Annotated in this window: 8 protein-coding genes and 14 pseudogenes; 14 read left to right on the forward strand and 8 right to left on the reverse strand. The window is 72.9% G+C overall.

Annotation, left to right across the window (positions count from 1 at the left end; genetic code table 11):
* From RBJ77_RS04635 to RBJ77_RS04650, 4 genes and pseudogenes are all read left to right on the forward strand, one after another.
* Nucleotides 1–1102 (forward strand): annotated as a pseudogene (locus RBJ77_RS04635) (SUKH-4 family immunity protein); the annotation flags it as partial.
* Between the two features lie 475 nt (nt 1103–1577).
* Nucleotides 1578–1934 (forward strand): hypothetical protein, encoded by a 357-nt coding sequence (locus RBJ77_RS04640; RefSeq protein ID WP_372343899.1) that lies wholly within the window; start codon nt 1578–1580, stop codon nt 1932–1934.
* Between the two features lie 138 nt (nt 1935–2072).
* Nucleotides 2073–2195, forward strand: coding sequence for a hypothetical protein (locus tag RBJ77_RS04645; RefSeq protein ID WP_372343817.1), 123 nt, complete (start codon nt 2073–2075; stop codon nt 2193–2195).
* Nucleotides 2196–2872: 677 nt separating this feature from the next.
* A complete protein-coding gene (locus RBJ77_RS04650; RefSeq protein ID WP_372343818.1) occupies nt 2873–3256 on the forward strand; it encodes a hypothetical protein in 384 nt (127 codons plus the stop codon).
* 15 nt (nt 3257–3271) lie between these two features.
* On the opposite strand, the gene RBJ77_RS04655 is transcribed toward RBJ77_RS04650, so the two are convergent.
* Nucleotides 3272–3712 (reverse strand): winged helix-turn-helix domain-containing protein, encoded by a 441-nt coding sequence (locus RBJ77_RS04655; protein WP_372343819.1) that lies wholly within the window; start codon nt 3710–3712, stop codon nt 3272–3274.
* 68 nt (nt 3713–3780) lie between these two features.
* Here RBJ77_RS04655 and def point away from each other — a divergent pair.
* A pseudogene (gene def / locus RBJ77_RS04660) lies at nt 3781–4381 on the forward strand (peptide deformylase); the annotation flags it as partial.
* A gap of 333 nt (nt 4382–4714) precedes the next feature.
* On the opposite strand, the pseudogene RBJ77_RS04665 reads toward def, so the two are convergent.
* Both RBJ77_RS04665 and RBJ77_RS04670 read right to left on the reverse strand, forming a co-directional pair.
* A pseudogene (locus RBJ77_RS04665) lies at nt 4715–4780 on the reverse strand (hypothetical protein); the annotation flags it as partial.
* Nucleotides 4781–4855: 75 nt separating this feature from the next.
* The gene (locus RBJ77_RS04670) at nt 4856–5146 is read right to left on the reverse strand and encodes a hypothetical protein (protein ID WP_372343820.1); all 291 of its coding nucleotides are present in this window, start codon (nt 5144–5146) and stop codon (nt 4856–4858) included.
* A gap of 795 nt (nt 5147–5941) precedes the next feature.
* Between RBJ77_RS04670 and RBJ77_RS04675 the strand changes: the two are divergent.
* Together RBJ77_RS04675 and infA are read left to right on the forward strand one after the other, a co-directional pair.
* A pseudogene (locus RBJ77_RS04675) lies at nt 5942–6079 on the forward strand (GNAT family N-acetyltransferase); the annotation flags it as partial.
* Between the two features lie 128 nt (nt 6080–6207).
* Nucleotides 6208–6413: pseudogene (infA, locus tag RBJ77_RS04680) on the forward strand (translation initiation factor IF-1).
* Here infA and RBJ77_RS04685 read toward each other — a convergent pair.
* The 3 pseudogenes from RBJ77_RS04685 to RBJ77_RS04695 form a co-directional block, all read right to left on the reverse strand.
* Nucleotides 6361–8045 (reverse strand): annotated as a pseudogene (locus RBJ77_RS04685) (cation acetate symporter). The pseudogenes infA and RBJ77_RS04685 overlap by 53 nt on opposite strands.
* A 76-nt stretch (nt 8046–8121) precedes the next feature.
* Nucleotides 8122–8421, reverse strand: a pseudogene (locus RBJ77_RS04690) (DUF485 domain-containing protein); the annotation flags it as partial.
* Between the two features lie 121 nt (nt 8422–8542).
* Nucleotides 8543–10061: pseudogene (locus tag RBJ77_RS04695) on the reverse strand (MFS transporter).
* A 494-nt stretch (nt 10062–10555) separates the two neighbouring features.
* Here RBJ77_RS04695 and RBJ77_RS04700 point away from each other — a divergent pair.
* From RBJ77_RS04700 to mfd, 4 genes and pseudogenes are all read left to right on the forward strand, one after another.
* Nucleotides 10556–10975 (forward strand): ATP-binding cassette domain-containing protein, encoded by a 420-nt coding sequence (locus RBJ77_RS04700; protein WP_372343821.1) that lies wholly within the window; start codon nt 10556–10558, stop codon nt 10973–10975.
* A 90-nt stretch (nt 10976–11065) separates the two neighbouring features.
* Entirely contained in the window at nt 11066–11215 is a 150-nt protein-coding gene (locus tag RBJ77_RS04705) for a hypothetical protein (RefSeq protein WP_372343822.1), read from the forward strand.
* Nucleotides 11212–13799 (forward strand): annotated as a pseudogene (locus RBJ77_RS04710) (ABC transporter permease). Before RBJ77_RS04705 ends, RBJ77_RS04710 begins: the two are co-directional and overlap by 4 nt.
* 192 nt (nt 13800–13991) lie before the next feature.
* Nucleotides 13992–17521: pseudogene (gene mfd, locus RBJ77_RS04715) on the forward strand (transcription-repair coupling factor).
* Between the two features lie 456 nt (nt 17522–17977).
* Here the strand turns inward: mfd and RBJ77_RS04720 are convergent.
* Together RBJ77_RS04720 and RBJ77_RS04725 are read right to left on the reverse strand one after the other, a co-directional pair.
* Nucleotides 17978–18410 (reverse strand): annotated as a pseudogene (locus tag RBJ77_RS04720) (MerR family transcriptional regulator).
* 28 nt (nt 18411–18438) lie between these two features.
* Nucleotides 18439–19204 (reverse strand): annotated as a pseudogene (locus RBJ77_RS04725) (SDR family NAD(P)-dependent oxidoreductase).
* Nucleotides 19205–19297: 93 nt separating this feature from the next.
* Here RBJ77_RS04725 and RBJ77_RS04730 point away from each other — a divergent pair.
* The 3 genes and pseudogenes from RBJ77_RS04730 (at nt 19298) to RBJ77_RS04740 (ending at nt 21671) form a co-directional block, all read left to right on the forward strand.
* Nucleotides 19298–20131 (forward strand): annotated as a pseudogene (locus tag RBJ77_RS04730) (hypothetical protein).
* 77 nt (nt 20132–20208) lie between these two features.
* A complete protein-coding gene (locus tag RBJ77_RS04735) occupies nt 20209–20904 on the forward strand; it encodes an HNH endonuclease family protein (RefSeq protein WP_372343823.1) in 696 nt (231 codons plus the stop codon).
* Nucleotides 20905–20981: 77 nt separating this feature from the next.
* Nucleotides 20982–21671, forward strand: a pseudogene (locus tag RBJ77_RS04740) (N-acetyltransferase).
* Nucleotides 21672–21869: the final 198 nt, after the last annotated feature.

The following is a 21869-nucleotide window of genomic DNA, read 5'->3' on the forward strand; positions in this document are numbered from 1 at the left end:
CCCCGCCTGCGCCCGGTGCCATGCCGCCGCCCGCGCCGCGCGGCAGCAGGTCCGCGCGGCCGCCCCGGCGGCGTGCGGGCCGGCTATCCGCGGGCGCCCGCCGGTCGCCGACCGTGGGCGGCCACCAGGCGGTGCTCAGCTACCGCGCGCCCGGCGGCTCAGCAGCAGCGTCGTCCGGCGGTCGGCGCCCGGCGTGCCGCACCCGGAGTGGCAGATCGTCTTCCTCGAGCTGCGCGGCATGAACATCCGCCGGACCAGGTCCCGAACTCCACACGGAGCTGGAGTCCTGCTCGCTGCCCGCCGGCGCGCGTACTGCTCCCGCATGATCCAGGCGCAGTAGGCCGCAGGCCCGGATCACGTCGACTCGCGCCGTACGGCACCGATCACGCTCGCGCGCCAGCAGGGCATGCACCAGCTCATCGCGCACCAGGGCGACCTGCTCAGGTGCGCCGACGGTCCGCGCGCGGCCCGCACCGGTGCGCGGCGCCGCTGCCGCCCGCGCAGTAGCCCTCGCCGCCGGATCCCGCCGGAGAGGCCATCGCGCAGGAGCTGGCCGCGGCGTTCGAGGGCCCGGCGTGTTCCGGTTCGACCAGCGGGCCGTGTCGCGCCAGGGCGTCCCGGACGTCGCGTCGCGCGCACGCTCTGTCGTGGCGGACCGCCCGCCGACTTCGGGCCGTTCTTCTGGGCGCAGGCCCAGCCGGGGCGCCCGGCGCCGACGCTGGCCGAGCTGGCGCAGGAGCGCGGGGTGCAGCCAGGCGTCGGACGCGTGGCTCGTACCTCGTCATGGGCGGCGACTTCGGCAAGGCGGTCTGCGTCCAGCACGGCACGGCGCACATCGTGGCCGCCGTGCCGGTCGAGGCTGGAGCTCCGGCGGTGCGCCGGTGCCGCACGCGGCCGTGAACACCGGGCTGCGAGTTCGCGCGCTCGCTGGCCCTGCTCGGCCGGATGTGGCGTGGCTGCGCTTCGGGCTCAACCCGGAGCAGGCGGGCCGCTGGACGGTCGACTTCCAGGCCCAGCTCAGCGCCACCGACCCGGCCGCCCTCGGTTCGCCGAGACCTGGTGGTCGGTGCTGCTGGAGCAGATGTGGGACGGCCTGCTGTAACCGTCAGTGCACGGCGCTGACGACGGGGCGCTCGACCTGCGGGACCGGTCGGGCGCCCCGATCGTGCGCTCATGCAGCAGCGAGGCGACATCGTTCCGCAGCGGCAGCGGGAGACGAAGCGGCGCTGGCCCAAGAGGGTCCTGCTGATCTCTGCTCGTCGTCCTGGTCCTGCTGCTGGGATACGGCACGGCCCTCGCAGCGTCTGGGCGGACTCCGGCTGCGGACCACGGACGCCTTCACCGCCCGACGATCGCCGCCCGGCGGCGGGCAGCGCGGCACGGACTGGCTGCTCTGCCGTCGAGCTCGGACTCGCGCGCGGACCTGACGCCCGAACAGCGCAAGGCGCTCCACGTCGGCAACGACCAGCGCCTCAACACCGACACGATCATGATCCTGCACTACGGGGACAGCGGGCCCTATCTGACTCTCCGTCCCCGCGACTCGTACGTGTCCATTCCCGGCCACGGCAAGCAAGATCAACTCGGCGTACGCGCGCTCGGCGGCGCGCGCCGCTGCTCACCCGGACCGTGGAGCAGGCGCGACGGGCCTGCGTGCGCTCGACCACTACGCGGAGATCAGCTTCCTGGGCCTGGTCGACGTCGCGTCGACTCGCTCGGCGGCGTCACCCTCTCCGCGTACCGGAGGGCGGGCTGCACGACGAGAAGTCCGGGGCCGACTCGACGCGGGCTGTCAGCACATGGACGGGGTCCAGGCCCTGCAGTACGCGCGGGCCCGCTACTCCGACCGCGGGCGACCTGGGCCGGGTCACAGAGCGGCAGCGGCAGCTGGTCGACGCCATCGCCGACAAGCGCTCAGCGCGGGCGCGTCCTGATCCCGCCGTGGAAGCTGATCCGTTCCTGAGCGCGTCCCTCGACGCGCGCTCACGCGGTCGACCCGACACCGGCGATCGGATCGCTCGCCTCGATGGGCGTGTGCAGACGTCGGACCTGGCGCGACGACGACCGCGCCGGTGGCGAGCGAGCCGTCCGTGCCCGGGGTCGGTGACGTCGTCGAGTGGGACCCCTCCGAGGCCGGTCAGCTCTTCGCCGCGCTCCGCGACGACACCGCGACTCCGACTTTCGACACCAATTGACGCAACTCTCTTGACCGAGCGGGTCGGGCGGCGTGTCGCGTTATGAGCGGTTCCGCTTGATCCATAAAGATGTGCGCCAATCGCGCAGAACGTCGCACGTCGGTTTCCGTCGGTTTCGTCGGGCGGAGACCGGTGCAGACCGGTGGAGAGGGGATCAACGTGATGAGCGGTGCAGGTGCAGCGGCGTCGCCGTACGGCTTCGTCACCGTACGAGTCGTGGCTACCGTCCCGAGCAGGTGGCGCCCGCGCCGCCGGTCTCGTCCGAGCGCCCGCGACGAGGCGTGGGAGCGCGCCGCGCGCTGACCGTCCTCGCCAAGGACATGGAGGCGGAGGCTCGAGCGGCTGCGCGAGGCCGGCGCGCGCCTCGCCCCGCAGACCTACGAGACGCTCGGCAAACGCGCCCAGTACCTGCTGGAACTCGCCGAGGAGGAGGCCGTCGCCGTCCAGCACGCGGGGCGGGCCGACGCGGCGGCCGGGACCGAGGCGGCGGACGCGCCGCGGGCCGGGAACTGCGCGACGCGGCGCAGGCCTCGTGCCGACGAGGTGCGCGCGGAGGCGCCGAGCAGCGTGCGGAGCGGCGCGCGAGCGTCGGCGCGGGCCACCGCGGACGAGACCCGGCCGCCTGCGCGACGCGACGTGAAGGAGACGCGGGCGAGGCGCTCGCCGCGCTGCGGGAGATGCGGCGGCGCTGCGAGGGCGTCCTCGCGGACCAGGCCAAGGAGCACGCCGAGCGGTTCGACGCCTTCGAGCGGGAGGCGGCCGAGCGGGCCGCCGCCGCGGAGGAGCGGGAGGCCGCGGCGGTGGCGGCGGCGGAGGCCCGCCTCTCGGAGGCCAAGCGGGCGTTCGCGGAGGCGGAGGAGGCGGCCCGGCACGGCCAGGAGGACGCGGACGCCACCGCCGCGGAACTCCTCGCGCAGGCCCGCGCCCGGGACGAGCGGGTGGCCAGGAGACGGAGCGGGTGCTGCGGGAGCACGGGGAGGCGCTGGGACGAGGTGCGGGCGCACATGGATCACGTACGGAGCTCGCTGGCGGCCCTCACCGGGCGGGCCGCGGCCGAGTAGGCGCCGGCGCTCCGGTCAGGGGCGCAGCCGGGTGACCGCCGCGACGGGACCGCGCCCTCGTGGGACCGGCGGCGCTCGTAGGGGAGCGAGCAACTCCCTTACGGCCAGCGCCACTTCGTCGATCTCCTCCGGCGTCAGGTGCACGGTGGTCCCGATGGAGCGGTCGGCGGCGCGCAGCGACTGGCGCGGGTCGTCCCAGCGCAGCCGCCACGGCCTGGCCCGGCCGCCACCGTGCGCGGCCTCCTCGATCGGGCCGTGCTCGGCGAGCCGGCGCAGGTGGAACGAGCAGAGGCCCGAGCTGTATCCGAGCCGGGCGGCGGCCTGGGTCGACGTGACCGTGCCGGCCTCGGCCAGCAGGTCGAGCAGCGCGATGCGCACGGGGTGGTCGGGCAGCCGGCGGGCGGGGCCGGGCGCCGCGGCCGTGGACGGGTCGTTCTCCGTGGATTCCTCGGTCACTTTGCAAAGGGTGCTACTTTGCAAAGGGATTGGTCAAGTGACGTGAGGCGGAGGGGAGTTGGGTGGACATGGCCGGGAGCGGGATGTCACCGGAGGTCGAGCGGGGTGCGGTGCGGCGCATCACGGTGGTCGGCGAGGAGGTGCTGCGCCGCCGCTGCGCACCGGTCACGGAGGCGCACTTCGGTACGCCGGAGCTGTCCCGGCTGATCGACGACATGTTCGCCACGAACCACGTCGCGCACGGCGCGGCCATCGCCGCCAACCAGGTCGACGTGGACCTCCAGTTGTTCGTGTACGACATGGAGGACGACTGGGGCGTGCGGCACGTCGGCCACATCGCCAACCCGGTCCTCGACGAGGAGCCGCTCGCCACCCGCAGGCTCGTCGACGAGATGGAGGGCTGCCTCTCCGTCCCCGGCCCGTACAAGCCGGTGCCGCGCGCCGACCACGCGGTCGTCCGCGGCCAGGACAAGGACGGCAACCCGCTCGTCGTCGAGGGCCGCGGCTACTTCGCCCGCTGCCTCCAGCACGAGACCGACCACCTCTACGGCCGGCTTCCACCTCGACCGCCTCGCCAAGCGCGAACGCCGGGACGCGCTGCGGGAGATGGCGGAACTGAGCGACGGGGTCCTGGCCCGCAGGGCGGCGACGGCGGAACGCCTCGGCAAGCAGGCGCCGCCGCCCCGGGTCACAGCGCCGCGCTCCAGTTCCGCGCGGTGCCGGGTCACCCACGCGTGGGCGGCGCGGATCCGCGTCACCACGCCCCGGTCCCGCAGCCGGCGCATCGCCGGGTCGCCCGCGTCGGCGGCCGCGTCGATGCCGCGCAGGCAGCGGTCCTGCCACCACAGGACCGCGGGCAGCAGCGGGGTCCGGTCGAGTCAGGCCGTACGCGTCGCAGAGCAGGCGCAGCTGGCGGCGGGAGGCCTCCGGCACGTCGTCGATCGCGGGCCCGAGGTCCAGGTACTGCCAGCACACGTGGGCGACGTCGTCGACGCGGCGGCCCGGGGCGGCCAGGTCCCAGTCGATGAAGCCGGTGGGACGCCACTCGCCGGCCTCGGTGGCGTACACCGTGTTGCGGGGGTCGAGGTCGTTGTGGCAGACGACCTCTGTGTCCCAGCGGCCAGCCCGGAGTCGGCGGTGACGTCATGGAACTCCCGTACCAGGACGGCGACTTGAGTCAGCGCCTCGGTCCGTGCGTGCCGACCGCTGCTCCCCGGGAGCGAGGGCGGCCCGGCCCGGCAGGTGGTCCAGGACCTCGCGGCCGAGGTCGTCGACGCCGAGGAAGCGGGGCGCGCCCCGCCAGCCCCGCCGCTCGAAGAGGGCGAGCAGCTCGTGCACGTACGCGGAGCGCGGTGCGGGCGTCCTGCGCACCGTCGTGCCCACGCGCGTCACCTGCCGCACGTACCCGCCGGGCAGCGCTTCGCCGTCCGTCATGCCGTGCCGCCTTCCCCGGTCGCAGGTCGCCGGTCGCCGGTCGTCGGAGAACTCCCGCAGCGTAATTCGGTTGGCCGGGCGGGCGGTGGGTGTTAGGTTTCCGGTGATCGTGAAGCCGGCCCAGGAGGTGAGTCCCGTGAACGCTGTATCGCATGGGTGCTCCCCCTGTCCTTCACGGTCGGGCGACTGACGCAGGTGTCGCCGGGAGTGCCAGGACCGCACTTCCGAAGGACGGACACCATGACCACACACGCATCAGGACCGGCATCCCCATCCATCGAGGTCACGCGGGTCGCCGACGACCAGTGGCAGGCCCTGGAGGGCGACCGCGTCGTCGGTACAGGGGACCTCTCGCACCGGGCCGGCGGCCGGGCCTACGTCAGCATCGACGCCTGGCGACGACGCCGCCTTCGACCGGCTCGCCCGCGCGTCATGCCCGCCGCGCTGCCCACGCCGCTGCACACCGTGGTGGACGAGGACGACACGACCTCGTCGCCCGGTGGCGGCAGGCCGGCTTCACGCCGGGGCGCCGCGAGGGCGAGTACGTCGTCCCCACCGATCCCGGCGTCACCGGCTCGGTGCCGCGCCCGTGCCCGAGGGCGTCACGATCGTGCCGTTCGGCGCGCGCGCAGGAGGGCCCGCTGCGCGATCTCGACCGGGCGGTCCGGGACGAGGTGGCGCGCCGCGGGCGGCTGGCACACCATGCCCGCCGAGGTGGTGCCGCTGCCGCCCGGGGTCACCGTCGTCGACCCGGCGAAGTACGCCGTCGCCGTCCTCGACGGCCGGTACGTCGGGATGCTCAGGATCGCGCCCGTGCCGCGCAGGCCGCGGATCGGGCTGCTCGCCGTGCGCGCGGACGTGCGGCGCCGCGGCATCGCCCGGGCCCTGCTCGCCGAGGTCCTCGGCTCGCTGCACGCCGCCGGGGTCGCGGGCGCCTGGGCCGAGGCCCAGGAGTCCAACCGGGCCGCGCTGTCCCTGCTGGCGGAGGTCGGTGCCCGACGGGTCGGCGGCAACGTCGAGTTGGAGCGATCGATAACCATGGCACGCGTGGCGAAGCGGGCATCGAGCTCGAAGGCGTCGTCGTCGAGTGACCCGCAGGGGCGCGACGTTCCGGGTCGAGATGCAGAAGGGGCACGTGGTGCTCGCGCACATCAGCGGGAAGATGCGCAAGCATCACATCAAGATCCTCCCGTACGACCGGGTCCTGGTGGAGATCAGCCCGTACGACCTGACCCGGGGCCGGATCCTCTTCCGCTACCGGTCGTAGCGGCGGGCGGGGGCGGCGTCACCGGCGCCCCCGCCAGGATCCAGCCCTCCACCGCCTCGTAGAGCTGCCGCTGGGCCTGTGCCTTGCGCGGCGCGGTGAGCACCGTGCCCAGCCAGCCGAGGAAGAAGCCCAGCGGGATCGAGACCAGACCCGTCGTCGTGAACGGGAACCAGGTGAAGTCCCGGTCGGGGAAGAGCGACGCCGGGTTGCTCCGACACCAGCGTGGTGCCGGTGATCAGGACCATCGCGGCGAGCGTGCCGCCGATCAGCGTGCAGAGCAGCCCGGTACGGGTGTAGCGGCGCCAGAACAGGCTGTACACCAGCGCCGGGGCGAGCGCGGACGCGCCGATGCCGAGCGCGAGGAAGACCAGCGGCTGCAGGCTGCGGTGCTGGAAGTAGGTGGCGAGCGCGATGGTGAGGGCGCCGACCGCGAGCGCCGAGCAGCGGGCCAGCGTCATCTCCCTGCAGGGGCGTCGGCTCCGTGCGGCCCCAGTGCGCGAACACGTCGTGGGCCAGGGAGTTGGCGCAGGCCAGGATCATGCCCGAGACCGAGGCGAGCAGCGTGAGGAACAGCGCGGTGGTGACCGTCGTGAACACCAGGGCGCCCGCGGTGCTCAGCTCGGCGCCGAACGCGGCGCGCGAGCCGAGCAGGAACGCCGTGTTGCCCTGCGGGTCGGCCGCGGCGATCGCCTTGCTGCCGATCAGCGCCGTCGCCCCGAACCCGATCACCGAGATCATCAGCGCGAACACCCCCGTCGAGGTGACCGCCCAGGACATCGAGCGGCGCACCTCACGGGCGTGCCGCGCCGTGTACATGCGCATCGTGACGTGCGGCAGCGCGGCGCCGCCGAGCATCACCGTCAGATACGCGCTGATCATGTCGAGGCGGGGACTGCCGCTGTGCACGAACTGCAGCCCCGACTTCAGATAGGCGCTGCCCGCGCCGTTGTTGGCCACCGCCGCGGCGAGCAGGGCGCCCGGGTCCCAGTCGAAGCGGCGCAGGATCAGCACGGAGACCACGGTGCCGGAGCCGAGCAGCGTCACGATCTTGAGGAGCTGGATGACGGCGGTGCCCTTCATGCCGCCGATCGCCGCGTAACTGATCATCAGGCCGCCGACGGTGACGATGACGCCGGTCTTGAACCCGGCGCTGTCGAAGCCGAGCAGGAACCCCAGCAGGTCGCCCGCGCCCGCGAGCTGGACGAGCATCATCGGCAGCAGCGCCGCGAGGGTGACCAGGCAGGCCGCGAGCCGCGCGGCGCGGCCCGGCATCCGGCGGGCGAGCACGTCGCCCATGGTGAACTGGCCCGCGTTGCGCAGGGGTTCGGCCAGCAGGAACATCAGGAGCGTCAGGGAGAGCGCGGTGGCCAGCGCGAGGACCGCGCCGTCGTACCCGGTGAGGGCGACGACGCCGCAGGTGCCGAGGACGGTCGCCGCCGAGATGTAGTCACCGGCGATCGCCAGCCCGTTGCGCATCGGGCCGAGCCGGCCGAAGCCCGTGTAGAACTCCGCGAGGTCGTCCCGCTCGGGCCCGGTGACGATGCACAGCAGCAGGATGACCGAGGCGACGCCGGTGAACGCGACCAGGGCCATCGACTCGGTGGACACGGACGTCGCGGCGACGGGGTTCATCGCGTCCTCCCCGGCGGCGCAGCCGGTGGGCGAGCGGGTCGACGCGGCGCCGTGCCGTGTGCTCGTACACGTAGAGCGCCAGACAGGTCACGGGGAACTGGCACACGCCGATCAGCAGGCCGAAGGAGAGGCCGCCGGTGACCGCGCGGGTCATCAGGGACGGGGCGAACGCCGACAGGAGCAGGAACGTGAAGAAGTAGCCGATCGCGGTGAGCGTCGAGACGCGGCGCTGCCAGCGGTAGGCCGTGCGCAGCAGTCTCAGTTCGCCCGCGGGGCCGTCTCGCCGGGTCGACCGGGCCGCGGTCGGGGTGACGAGGCGGTGCGACCGGGCGGCGTGGGGCTGGGGAGGCGGGTACTGCGGGTACGGCTGGGTCATCCCGGGGCTCCTTGCACGGTTCGGGTCCGCCGGGGACGAGCGGACCGCAGGGAGTGTGAGGTGGGGGAGCCGGAACGTTACTCGCAGGTAGGTGAGTTGGGCGAGGGTTTCGACGAACTGATCAGTCGGTTCGGTGGGGGTTGTCTTGTGTCCGGGGTGAGTGTTGCTGGTGGGGGAGTTGTGCCGTGGATGACTTCTCCTGCGCGGTCCCGTCCGGTAGGGGGTCCGCCACGGTTTCCGGTTCCAGGACGGGGAACCGGCGCGGCGCCAGGGTCAGCAGGACCAGCAGCGCCAGACCCGCCGCGCACGCCGCCCCGACGTACACCGAGTCGACCGCCGCGTCGATCGCCTGCCGCACCCCGTCCGCCCCTGGGGTCGCGGGCCACCGCGTCGAGGTCGGTGCCGCTGCCGAGGCGGGCCGAGATCACCCCGTTGGCGACGGCGCCGAACACGGCGGCGCCGATGGTCTGCCCGATCTGCCGGTAGAAGAGGATCGAGGCGGTGGCGGTGCCGCGCTCCGCCCAGCCGACCGTGGACTGCACGCCCACGATGAGCGGCAGCTGGAAGAGGCCGAGGGCCGCGCCGAGCAGCAGGCTGAGCAGCGTCGGCCGCCAGACCGCGCCGGGGAACGGCAGCAGCGGGAACGCGGCGAGCAGCGCCAGCGCCGCCGTCATGCCGAGCGCGGCCGTGTTCCGGAAGCCGATCCTGCGGTAGACGTGCTGGCTCAGGGCCGCCGACACCGGCCAGCTCAGCGTCATCACCGACAGCACGAACCCGGCGGCCGTCGGGGACAGGCCGAGGACGGACTGGGCGTACGTCGGCAGGAACGTGGTCGGCGCGACCATCAGCAGGCCCATCGCGCCGAGCGCCAGATTGACCGCGGCGATCGTCCGGCGCCGCCACACCCAGCCGGGCAGGATCGGTTCGGCGGCCCGCCGTTCGATCGCCACGACGACGCCGATCAGCGCGACTCCCGTACCCAGCAGGGCGATCGAGGACGACGAGGTCCAGGCCCAGGCGACGCCGCCCTGGACCAGCCAGGTCAGCAGCACGCCGCCCGCCGCGAACACGGCGAGGGCGCCCGCCCAGTCGACCTTCGGACGCGGGCGCTCGCGCGGCGCGGCTCGTGCAGGTGGCGGCCCACGAGGAACAGCGCGCGACGGCGCCGATCGGCAGGTTGATCAGGAAGATCCAGCGCCAGCCCGTGGTGGAGGCGAGGACGCCGCCGAGCGCCGGGCCGAGCACCGACGACGTCGCCCACACCGTGGACAACTTCGCCTGGATCCTGGGGCGTTCCTTCAGCGGGTACATGTCCGCGGCCAGGGTCTGCACCGTGCCCTGGATGGCGCCGCCGCCCAGCCCCTGCACCACCCGGAACGCGATCAGGGACCCCATGTCCCACGCGCAGGCGCACAGCAGCGACCCGATCAGGAACAGCACGCTGCCCGCGATCAGGACCGGCTTGCGGCCGAGCGAGTCCGACAGCCGGCCGGCTACACGGGCAGCGTGACCGTCACCGCGAGCAGATAGCCGGAGAACAGCCAGGAGAAGACGGAGAAGCCGCCGAGGTCGCCGACGATCTGCGGGACGGCGGTGGAGACGATGGTGGAGTCCAGGGCGGCGAGCGCCATGGACAGCATCAGCGCGGCGACGACCGCGCCGCGCCGCCGGTCATGGGCGATGTCGGTCACGACCGGGCCCCTCCCCTTTATGTGTTCCCCCTGCACCTATCTCCGCCGCCGAGCTTATGCGGGTGGAGGCGACCCTGAGTAGGGCTCCACCGAGGGGTGGACCTCCCTAGGGGGACCTCCGTACTTCGGACAGGGGACGGTCTCGTCCCCTTGGAGGACGAGCCCGCAGGGGGGTTCCTCCTACCTTCGAGGGGTGGGGTTTTCCCCAGGGAAAGACGGTGACTTCCACCAGCGCGCCCGGGCCCCCGCGTCACCAGACTCTGAACGTGCCGCAGAGAGCTGCGGGCGCAGGTAACCGACATAGGAGAAAAACCGTGACAACGGCTGTGACGATTCCCAGGCACGGGGCACTGGCGGGCGAACGGCTGTTGCCGCGAGGGCACGCCAGGTGGTGAAGGCGTACGGGTCGGGAGACCCGCGTCGTCGCGCTCGACCACGTCGACGTGGACATCGCCCGCGGTCAGTTCACCGCGATCATGGGCCCGTCCGGGTCCGGCAAGTCGACGCTGATGCACTGCCTGGCCGGGCTCGACACCGTGACCTCCGGTCAGATCCATCTCGACGAGACCGAGATCACCGGCCTCAAGGACAAGAAGCTGACGCAGCTGCGCCGCGACCGCATCGGCTTCATCTTCCAGGCGTTCAACCTGCTGCCCACTCCTGAACGCCATCGAGAACATCACGCTCCCGATGGACATCGCGGGCCGCAAGCCGGACGCCGCGTGGCTGCGCCAGGTCGTCGAGACGGTCGGCCTCGCCGAGCGCGCCTCAAGCACCGGCCCACCCAGCTCTCCGGCGGTCAGCAGCAGCGCGTCGCCGTGGCCCTGCGCGCTGGCCGCCCGCCCCGAGATCATCTTCGGTGACGAGCCGACCGGAAACCTCGACTCCCGGGCGGGAGCGGAGGTGCTGGGCTTCCTGCGCCGCTCGGTCGACGAGCCGGCCAGACCATCGTGATGGTCACCCACGACCCGGTCGCCGCCTCCTACGCGGACCGCGTCCTGTACCTGGCCGACGGCCGCATCGTCGACGAGATGCACCGGCCGACCGCCGACGCCGTCCTGGACCGGATGAAGGACTTCGACGCGCGGGGGCGCACGTCATGAGTGCCAACACCGTCATGAAGACCTCGCTGCGCAACTTCCTCGCGCACAAGGGCCGGATGGCCCTCTCCGCCATCGCCGTCCTCCTGTCGGTCGCGTTCGTGACCGGGACCCTCGTGTTCACGGACACGATGGACAAGACCTTCGACAAGCTGTTCACGGCCACCGCGTCCGACGTCACCGTCAGCCCCAAGGACTCCGAGGCGGAGGGCAGCGACACCGGCCGCCCCGAGGCCCTGCCGGCCTCCTGCTCGCCACGGTGAAGCAGGCCGACGGCGTCAAGTCGGCCGAGGGCGCGGTCAGTTCGATGAACGTGACCGTCGTGAACGCCGACAACAAGAACATGGGCTCCGAGACCGGCGCCCCGACCATCGCCGGCAACTGGACGGACAACGACCTCCGTTCCATGGAGATCACCTCCGGGCACGCCCCGCGCGGCCCCACCGAGGTGATGGTCGACGCCGACACCGCGAAGAAGCACCACCTGAAGCTGGGTGACGAGCTCCGCACGATCGCCGTCACCGGCGACATCGCGCCAAGATCGTCGGCGTGGCCTCCTTCACCGTGACCAACCCGGGTGCGGCCGTCGTCTACTTCGACACCGCCACCGCCCAGCGCGAACTCATCGGGAAGACCGGGCAGTTCACGCAGATCAACGTCGCCGCCGCCGACGGCGTGAGCGACGCGCAGCTCAAGAAGAACGTCGCCGCGGAACTCTCCGGGAACGGCACGTACAAGATCCAGACCCAGCAGCAGGCCGCGGACGCCAACTCCGCCGACGTCGGCTCCTTCATGGACGTCATCAAGTACGCCCTGCTCGGCTTCGCCGGCATCGCCTTCCTCGTCGGCATCTTCCTGATCATCAACACGTTCTCCATGCTGGTCGCCCAGCGCACCCGCGAGATCGGCCTGATGCGGGCCATCGGCTCCTCCCGCAAGCAGGTCAACCGCTCCGTCCTCGTCGAGCGCTGCTGCTCGGCGTCGTCGGCTCCGTGGTCGGCGTCGGCGCCGGCGTGGGCCTGGCCGTCGGCCTGATGAAGCTGATGTCCGCCGCGGGCATGGAGCTGTCCACGAACGACCTCACCGTGAAGTGGACGACCCCGGCGGTCGGCCTGCTGCTCGGCATCGTCGTCACCGTCCTCGCCGCCTACCTGCCCGCACGCCGGGCCGGCAAGGTCTCCCCGATGGCCGCCCTGCGCGACGCCGGCACCCCGGCCGACACCAAGGCGGGCGTCGTCCGCGGCATCATCGGCCTGCTGCTCACCGGCGGCGGCGGCTTCGCCCTCTACCTCGCCACGCAGGCCGACAAGGCCAGCCAGGGCTCGCTGTGGCTCGGCGTCGGCATCGTCGCCTCGCTCATCGGCTTCGTGGTCGTCGGCCCGCTGCTCGCCGGCCTCGTGGTCCGCGTCATCAGCGCCGTCCTGCTCCGGTTCTTCGGACCCGTCGGACGGATGGCCGAGCGCAACGCGCTGCGCAACCCGCCGCGCCGCACCGGCGCCACCGGCGCGGCCCTGATGATCGGCCTCGCCCTGGTCGCCTGCCTCTCCGTCGTCGGCTCCTCGATGGTCGCCTCGGCCACCGACCAGCTCGACAAGTCGGTCGGCGCCGACTTCATCGTCGAGGGCCAGGGCGGCATCATGCCGCAGGCCGCCGACGCCCTGAAGAAGGTCAAGGAGGACGGGCTCGTCTCCCACGTCACCGAGGTCAGTGGGTCAAGACCACGCTGACCACCCCGGGCGGCGTCAAGGAGGAGGAAGAGCGCTCCGCGGCCAGCCCCAGCTACGCCCAGGACCTCGCGGCGCGAGGCCACCTCCGGCGAGCTCTCGGCGGCGTACGGGAAGAACGCGATGTCGGTCGGCTCCGAGCTTCGCCGAGCGCAACCATCTCGAGGTCGGCGACACCATGACCGTCGCCTTCCACCACGGCTCCACGGCCAAGCTGCGGATCGCGGCGATCACCTCGGACGACACCGCCTTCGACAAGGGCGCGATGTACACCAACATCGCCACCGCCGAGCAGTACCTGCCCAAGGACCGGGTGCCGCTCAACGGGATGATGTTCGCGAAGGCCGCCGACGGCAGCGAGGCCGCCGCCTACAAGGCGCTGAAGTCGTCCGTCGCCGCCGACCCGACCGTCAAGGTCAAGGACCAGACCGACTACAAGGAGACCCTGAAGGACCAGGTCGGCCAGCTCCTCAACATGATCTACGGGCTCCTCGCCCTCGCGATCATCGTGGCGGTCCTGGGCGTCGTGAACACCCTGGCGCTCTCCGTGGTCGAGCGGACCCGGGAGATCGGCCTCATGCGGGCCATCGGCCTCTCCCGCCGCCAGCTGCGCCGCATGATCCGCCTGGAGTCGGTGGTCATCGCCCTCTTCGGCGCCCTGCTCGGCCTCGGCCTGGGCATGGGCTGGGGCGCGACGGCCCAGAAGCTGCTGGCCCTGGAGGGCCTCGGCGTCCTGGAGATCCCCTGGCCGACGATCGTCTCGGTCTTCATCGGCTCGGCCTTCGTGGGCCTGTTCGCCGCCCTGATCCCGGCGCGTTCCGGGCGGGCCGGATGAACGTCCGAACGCCATCGCCACCGACTAGACCCGATCGGTCCGAGCGGACCGAGGAGCCCGCCGAGCGGCCGCGACCGCGGCCCGCCGGTGGGGCTCCTCCGTGGTGGACCGGCACGGTCGGCGCCCCGGCGCGCGCCGACGTACCCTGGAACCCCCGGCCCGTCACACGTGTCGGGTCCTTTGCGTTGCCCACCCCAGGACCGGGAAGGTCAAGGCCCCCATGAGCCTGCACGGACTGCTCGACGCCGTCGTCAAGGACGCGGCCCTCACCGAAGCGGTGAAGGCCGCGGGCGACGGCAACCGCATGCACATCGACCTCGTGGGCCCGCCCGCGTCGCGCCCCTTCACGGTGGCGGCGCTCGCCCGCGAGGCGAAGCGGCCCGTGCTGGCCGTCACCGCCACCGGCCGCGAGGCCGAGGACCTGCCGCGGCGCTGCGCTCGCTGCTGCCGCCGGACGGCGTCGTCGAGTACCCGTCGTGGGAGACGCTGCCGCACGAGCGGCTCTCCCCGCGCTCCGACACCGTGGGCCGGCGCCTCGCCGTGCTGCGCCGCCTCGCCCACCCCAGCACCGACGACCCGGAGACCGGCCCGGTGTCCGTGGTGGTCGCGCCCGTCCGCTCGGTGCTGCAGCCGCAGGTGCAGGGGCTCGGCGACCTGGAGCCCGTCGCGCTGCGCACCGGGCGGAGCGCCGATCTGAACGAGACGGTCGAGGCGCTCGCCGCGGCCGCGTACGCCCGCGTCGAACTCGTCGAGAAGCGCGGCGAGTTCGCGGTCCGCGGCGGCATCCTCGACGTCCTCCCGCCGACCGAGGAGCACCCGCTCCGGGTCGAGTTCTGGGGCGACGACGTCGAGGAGATCCGCTACTTCAAGGTCGCCGACCAGCGGTCCCTGGAGATCGCCGAGCACGGCCTGTGGGCGCCGCCCTGCCGGGAGCTGCTGCTCACCGCCGACGTACGCGCCAGAGCGGCGGCCCTCGCCGAACAGCACCCTGAGCTGGGCGAACTGCTGGGCAAGATCGCCGAGGGCATCGCCGTCGAGGGCATGGAGTCCCTCGCGCCGGTCCTCGTCGACGACATGGAACTGCTCCTCGACGTGCTGCCCGCCGGATCGATGGCCGTGGTCTGCGACCCGGAGCGGGTACGGACCCGGGCCGCCGACCTCGTCGCCACCTCGCAGGAGTTCCTCCAGGCGTCCTGGGCGGCCTCCGCGACCGGCGGCGACGCCCCCATCGACGTGGGCGCCGCGTCGCTGTGGTCCATCGCGGACGTCCGCGACCGGGCCCGCGAGCTCGGCATGATGTGGTGGTCGGTGTCCCCTGTTCGCCGCCGACGCGGACCTCGACGGCGACACGCTGCAGCTCGGCATGCACGCGCCCGAGACGTACCGCGGCGACACCGCCAAGGCCCTGCCGACACCAAGGGCTGGCTCGCGGACGGCTGGCGGACCGTGTTCGTCACCGAGGGCCACGGTCGCGACCCGCACCGTCGAGGTGCTCGGCGGCGAGGGCATCGCGGCCCGCCTCGACAAGGACCTCGCCGAACTCGCGCCCTCCGTCGTCCAGGCATGGCCTCGCGGCAGCCTCGAATTCGGCTTCGTGCACCCGGAGTTGAAGGTCGCCGTCCTCACGGAGACCGACCTCACCGGGCAGAAGACGGCCGGCAAGGACGGCCAGCGGATGCCCGCCAGGCGCCGCAAGACCATCGACCCGCTCACCTCGAATCCGGCGACTACATCGTGCACGAGCAGCACGGCGTCGGCCGCTACATCGAGATGGTGCAGCGCACGGTCCAGGCGCCACCCGCGAGTGCTCGTCGTCGAGTACGCGCGCCAGCGCGGCCAGCCCGGCGACCGCCTCTACATCCCCACCGGCTCAGCTGGAGCAGATCGCAGTACGCATCGGCGTGCGAGGCCCGACCCCGCGGCTACCGCTCGGCGGCGCCGACTGGACGAAGACTCAGGCGCGCGCGCCAAGAAGGCGGTCAGCGGAGATCGCCGCCGACCTGATCAAGCTGTACTCGGCGCGCATGGCGGCGCCCGGCCACGCCTGCCGGCCCGGACACCCCGTGGCGGCGGGAGCTGGAGGACGCGTTCCCGTACGCGGAGACGCCCGACCAGCTGACCACCATCGCCGAGGTCAAGGAGGACATGGAGAAGACGGTCCCGATGGACCGGCTGATCTGCGGCGACGTCGGCTACGGCAAGACCGAGATCGCGGTCCGCGCCGCCTTCAAGGCCGTCCAGGACGGCAAGCAGGTCGCGGTCTCTCGTCCCGACGACCCTCCTCGTGCAGCAGCACTTCGGCACGTTCTCCGAGCGGTACGCCCAGTTCCCGGTCAGCGTGAGGCGCTGAGCCGCTTCAGACGGACACCGGGTCGAAGGCGACGCTCGAAGGGCTGCGCGACGGCTCCGTCGACATCGTCATCGGCACGCACCGCCTGTCTCCTCCGAGACCAAGTTCAAGGACCTGGGCCTGGTCATCGTCGACGAGGAGCAGCGGTTCGGCGTCGAGCACAAGGAGCAGCTGAAGAAGCTGCGGGCCAACGTCGACGTCCTCACGATGTCCGCGACCCCATCCCCCGTACGCTCGAAATGGCGGTCACCGGCATCCGGGAGATGTCGACGATCACGACCCCGCCTCGAGGAGCGCCACCCGGTCCTCACCTTCGTCGGACCGTACGAGGAGAAGCAGATCGGCGCGGCCATCCGCCGCGAACTGCTCCGCGAGGGCCAGGTCTTCTACATCCACAACCGCGTCGAGTCGATCGACCGGGCGGCGGCCCGGCTGCGCGACATCGTGCCCGAGGCGCGCATCGCGACCGCCCACGGCCAGATGTCGGAACAGGCCCTGGAACGGGTCGTCGTGGACTTCTGGGAGAAGAAGTTCGACGTCCTCGTCTCCACGACGATCGTCGAGTCCGGCATCGACATCTCGAACGCCAACACGCTCATCGTCGAGCGCGGCGACAACCTCGGCTCTCTCCCAGCTCCACCAGCTGCGCGGCCGTGTCGGCCGTGGCCGGGAACGCGGCTACGCGTACTTCCTCTACCCGCCCGAGAAGCCCCTGACGGAGACGGCTCACGAACGCCTCGCGACGATCGCCCAGCACACGGAGATGGGCGCGGGCATGCACGTCGCGATGAAGGACCTGGAGATCCGCGGAGCCGGAAATCTCCTCGGCGGAGAGCAGTCCGGCCACATCGCGGGCGTCGGCTTCGACCTGTACGTCCGCATGGTCGGCGAGGCCGTGCGGACCACCGGGCCTCGCTGACGGCGGCGTGGAGGAGGAGCCGCCGCTGGAGGTCAAGATCGAGCTGCCGGTCGACGCGCACGTCCCGCACGACTACGCGCCCGGCGAGCGGCTGCGTCTCCAGGCGTACCGGGCCATCGCCTCCGCGAACACGGAGGAGGACGTCAGGCACGTCCGCGAGGAACTCGCCGACCGCTACGGCAAGCTGCCCGAGCCCGTCGAGAACCTGCTGCTGGTCGCGGGCCTGCGCATGCCGTCCCGCGCCTGCGGGGTCGGCGAGATCGTCCTCCAGGGCAGCAACATCCGGTTCGCGCCGGTGGAGTTGCGGGAGTCGCAGGAGCTGCGGCTCAAGCGCCTCTACCCGGGCACTGTCATCAAGCCGGCCACGCACCAGATCCTCGTCCCGCGTCCGAAGGCGGCGAAGGTGGGCGGCAAGCCGTTGGTCGGCCGCGAGCTGCTGGCTTGGGTGGGCGAGTTCTTGACGTCGATCCTGGGTTCGTAGGGAGCCGCTGGTTCGTGTGCGGGTGGGGTGGGGGCTGCCCCGGAACGTCCTCGACCGCGGCCCGGTGGGCGCGTCTCGCGCAGTTCCCGCGCCCCTGAAGACCGACTGCGTCTGCCGGTTGGGCCTTCGTCGCGGACTGCGGGCGCGTGGGGCTTCTCGCGCAGTTCCCCGCGCCCCTGGAAGGCATGCGCTGACGCGCAGCCTTCCCCGCCGGGAGATGCCGCACCGCAGGTGCGCATCTCAGGGGCGCGGGGAACTGCGCGACCGGCCACGACGGTGGTGCACCTCGCGACGACAGCCCTCACCGGCTTTTAGGGGCGCGGGGAACTGCGCGAGCAACCGCGACGGTGGTGCAGCCCGCGATGACAGCTCAACCCGGCAGACGCATCCGGTTTTTAGGGGCGCGGGGAACTGCAGCGATCCAGCCGCGACGGTGGTGCACCCCGCGACGAATGGTCAGCCCGGCAGACGCAGTCGGATCAGCCCCACCCCACCCGCACCCGCCGAAGAACCCGAAACCTGCAACGGCGAAGCGCTAGACCGACCCCCAGCGGATGCGTCGAGTGCTGAGGTCAGGCGGTCGCAGAGCGATCTGCACCGCGATCCGCCGCTCGATCACCGCGAGCCGCTCCCGGGCGACCGCAAGAACCCGGGCGAAGGCGCCCCGCCAGCATGTCGCCGTCCAGGCACGGCAGGAACACCCGGACGTCGTCCACGGTGAGTCCCGCTTCCACCAGCATGCGGATGTTGCCGACGCGGGTCACGGCAGCGTCGTCGTACACCGGTACCTCGTTCCCGCCCGCGAGGGCGTGAGCAGACCCGCCTGCTCGTAGTGGCGCAACGCGCGCGGCGTCGCCCCGGTGGCCGCGGCGAGTTCGCCGATCCGCATGGTCTGCGTGGTCCCCATGGGGGCATCGTCACGCCACCACCGCACCCCCGTCCACCGGAACGATCACCCCGGTGACGAACGACGCGGCCGGCGACGCGAGATGGAGGATCGTGGCGGCGACCTCCTCCGGCCGCCCGACGCGGCCCATCGGCGTGTGGTCCAGCTGCCACCTGCGGATCGCGGCTCGCTCCTCGGGCGTGAACGCGGCGTGGTCGGCGATGGGCGTCTCGATCGCCCCTGGGCGCGACCGCCGCGACCCGGACGCCGCGCGGAGCGAGCTGCACGGCCCAGCTGCGGGTGAGGGAGTCGAGGGCCGCCTTCCCGGCCGCGTAGAGGGAGTTGCCGGGCCAGCCGCGCTGCCCGACGGCCGTCGTCACGTTGATCACGACGCCCCGCGCGGCGGACAGCGCGGGCAGCGCCGCCTGGGTGAGCAGGACCGGGGCGACCAGGTTCGTGCCGAGCAGGGCGCGCGCGGAGTCGCGCGTGTAGGTCTCCAGGACTCGGATCCGGTGACGCCCGCGTTGTTGACGAGGACGTCGATGCGGCCGTGCGTCTCCAGCGCGGTGCGGACGATGCGCGCGGGTCCGTCGGCCGCGGTGACGTCGGCGCTGAGCGGGGTGATCAGACCGGGGGCGTACGCGGCGGTCTCCGCGAGCGGGCTCCGGCCTGCGGCCGACGGCGACGACGGGGTGGCCGACCGCGGCGAAGGCGTGGGCGGTGGCGCGGCCGATGCCGGTGCCCGCTCCGGTGACGACGACTGTTCCGCGCTCGACGGTGGCGTTCATGGTGTCCATACCGATCGTCTGACCCTGACGCCAGTGGCAAGGTCAAACAGGGAGGGCCACCACCATGTCCGACACGCCGTGCCCGACGCCAAGGTCCGTCAGATGTGGCACCTGCTGGAGCCGCTGCACGCGGTGCTCTACTACGCGCCCGAGGCCTTCGAGGAGGCCGCCGCGCTCGGCTACGAGGTGGGGGAGCGGTGGCCGAGACTACTTCGCGTGGCGGGCCGCCCCGCTGGGCGCGCGCCGGCGCCACCCGGGTCGCGTCCGCGTTCTACAGCTTCAACCCGGCCATGGTCGCCGAGCACGTGCCCGCGGCCTGGGAGGTGGCGTCGCCCGACGACGTCCTGGCCGCCCGGCTGCGCGGCGTCGACCGCGCCTACCGGGCGCTGTTCGGTGACGTTCTGGACGGGCCCGAGCTGTCCCGCGCCGCCGATCTGGCCCGCCGGGCCGCCGAGGCCGTGCACGTCGAGGGCCGTCCGCTGGCCGCCGCCAACGCCGAACTGCCCTGGCCCGACGCCCGCACCTGGTGCTGTGGCAGGCCGCGACGGTGCTGCGCGAGCACCGCGGCGACGGCCACGTCGCGGCGCTGCTGACGGCGGCTCGGCCGGCCGACTCTGGTGTCGTTCGCGGCGATCGGCGCGGCGCCCCTGGAGACGTTCGCGAGCCGCGGCTGGACCCGGAACCAGTGGGACGCCTCGCACCAACTCCTCGCCGGCCGGGGCCTGTTGGACGACGACGGGATCGCCACCGACGCGGGCCGCGCGCTGCGCGCGAGGTCGAGACGATGACGGACCGGCTCGCCACGGGCCCCTGGCGGTCCCTCGGCGCGAGACGCCACGGCCGAACTCGCGGAGCTGCTCGGCCCGTTGTGGGTGAGCGTCCTCGGCTCCGGACTGCTGCCGTCCGTCACGACGTCTGGGCATCGGCAAAGTGTGATCATGCTTCAGGTACGGTGAGCGGGCCGAACGACACCAAATGGGAGGTAGTGCCGTGCTGCGAGGGCCGGACGGGCCGTGGTCGCCGTGCTGGCGGCCGTCGTGGCCGTCACCGGGTGCGAGGCGACCACCGGTGGCGGGGGCGAGTCGGGGCCCGAGCCGCACGGCGCGACGGGCAGCGCGCTCGCCGCCGTCGACGCGCTCACGGTCAGGAGCCGCGCGCCGAAGACCGGTTACGCGCGCGAGCGGTTCGGCAGCGCCTGGGCCGACACCGACTCCAACGGCTGCGACACCCGCGACGACATCCTCAAGCGGGACCTGGACGGGGTGCGGTTCGCCGACGGCGAGTGCAAGGTCTCCGCCGGGTCCCTCGCCCCCGATCCGTACGGCGGCGGCGACATCGCGCTCGTGCGCGGCCGCAGCCAGGTCGACATCGACCACCTCGTCGCGCTGTCCGACGCCTGGCAGAAGGGCGCCTTCCAGTGGGAGCCGAGCAAGCGCATCGCGTTCGCCAACGACCCGCTCAACCTGCTCGCCGTGGGCGCCACGCCCAACCGCAGCAAGGGGGACGGCGACACGGCCACCTGGCTGCCGCCGAACAAGGGCTACCGGTGCACCTACGTCGCCGGGCAGGTCGCCGTGAAGAAGAAGTACGTGTGGGTGACCGGCGCCGAACGCGACGCCATGAAGCGGGTGCTGGGCGGCTGCCCGGACCAGAAGCTGCCCACCGGGGGAAATCCGACTGCGGCGCCGCCCCGGTTCCATGCACGATGAGCGCATGACGACGACCGACCGGGACACCGGCCTCACTCATCACCACGCTCGCCGAGCGCCCCGAGCTCGCCGTGGACATGTGGACGATGCCGGACACCTGGCCGGAGTTCATCGCCCACGACCGGGTGGGCGCCGCCCTGCTGCGGTGGGCCTGGCAGGAGCTGCGCGACTACGCGTTCGTCGCCACGGACACCGCGTGGGGACCGTGGTCGCCAAGGCGTACAGCGTGCCGTGTCGCGCTGCACGCCGAGGGCGCGGCGCGCTGCCCGACGGCGGCTGGGACCAGGTGCTCCAGTGGGCGTTCACCGACCGCGCCCGGGCGTCGAGCCCGACACCGTCAGCGCCATCGAGATCACGATCAGGCCGGGCCTCCTGGGCCGCGGCCTGTCGGGGCGGATGCTCGCCGCGATGCGGGAGAACGCGCGGGCCCGCGGCTCGGCGAGGTCGTCGCGCCCGTGCGGCCGAGCGCCAAGCACCTGGAGCCGGCGACGCCGATGAGCGAGTACGCGTACCGCGTGCGGGAGCCGGACGGGCTGCCGGCGGACTGCTGCGGGTGCACGTGCGCCGGCGGCGTCATCGAGAAGGTGGCGCCCGCCTCGATGACCGTGTCCGCCTCGCCCGCCGAGTGGCGGAGTGGACCGGGCTCCCCTTCGACACGAGCCGGCGCCGCCGAGCGCCTTCGGGTCTGGTGCCGGTGCACTGTCTGCTCCGAGCGGGACCTCGCCGCGTACGTCGAGCCGAACGTGTGGGTGCGGCACGCGCTGTGAGCGCGTGCCGCGTCCCCACCCTCGGTGGCCCTGCACAGCTTGAGGTCCCACTGCGCAGAGCGTCGTACTCGAAGCTCGGCGCGACCTCGACCGTCAGGTTCTTGGCGGCGGCCGGGCTGCCGTAGCCGTAGACGACCGTGGCCTTCTTGCCGTGGCGGTGTGATGGTGCCCTCGAAGCCCGTGCCGACCTTGTCGTCG

It is taken from the genome of Streptomyces sp. KL116D (assembly GCF_030766975.1).
Taxonomy (GTDB): Bacteria; Actinomycetota; Actinomycetes; order Streptomycetales; family Streptomycetaceae; genus Streptomyces; species Streptomyces longispororuber_A.

Bases quoted from the DNA above. Each gene is read 5' to 3' on its own strand.
- RBJ77_RS04650 (WP_372343818.1), top strand. From the start codon at position 2,873: ATGCGGCGGCGCTGCGAGGGCGTCCTCGCGGACCAGGCCAAGGAGCAC.
- RBJ77_RS04670 (WP_372343820.1), bottom strand. From the start codon at position 5,146: ATGACGGACGGCGAAGCGCTGCCCGGCGGGTACGTGCGGCAGGTGACG.
- RBJ77_RS04705 (WP_372343822.1), top strand. From the start codon at position 11,066: ATGGTCACCCACGACCCGGTCGCCGCCTCCTACGCGGACCGCGTCCTG.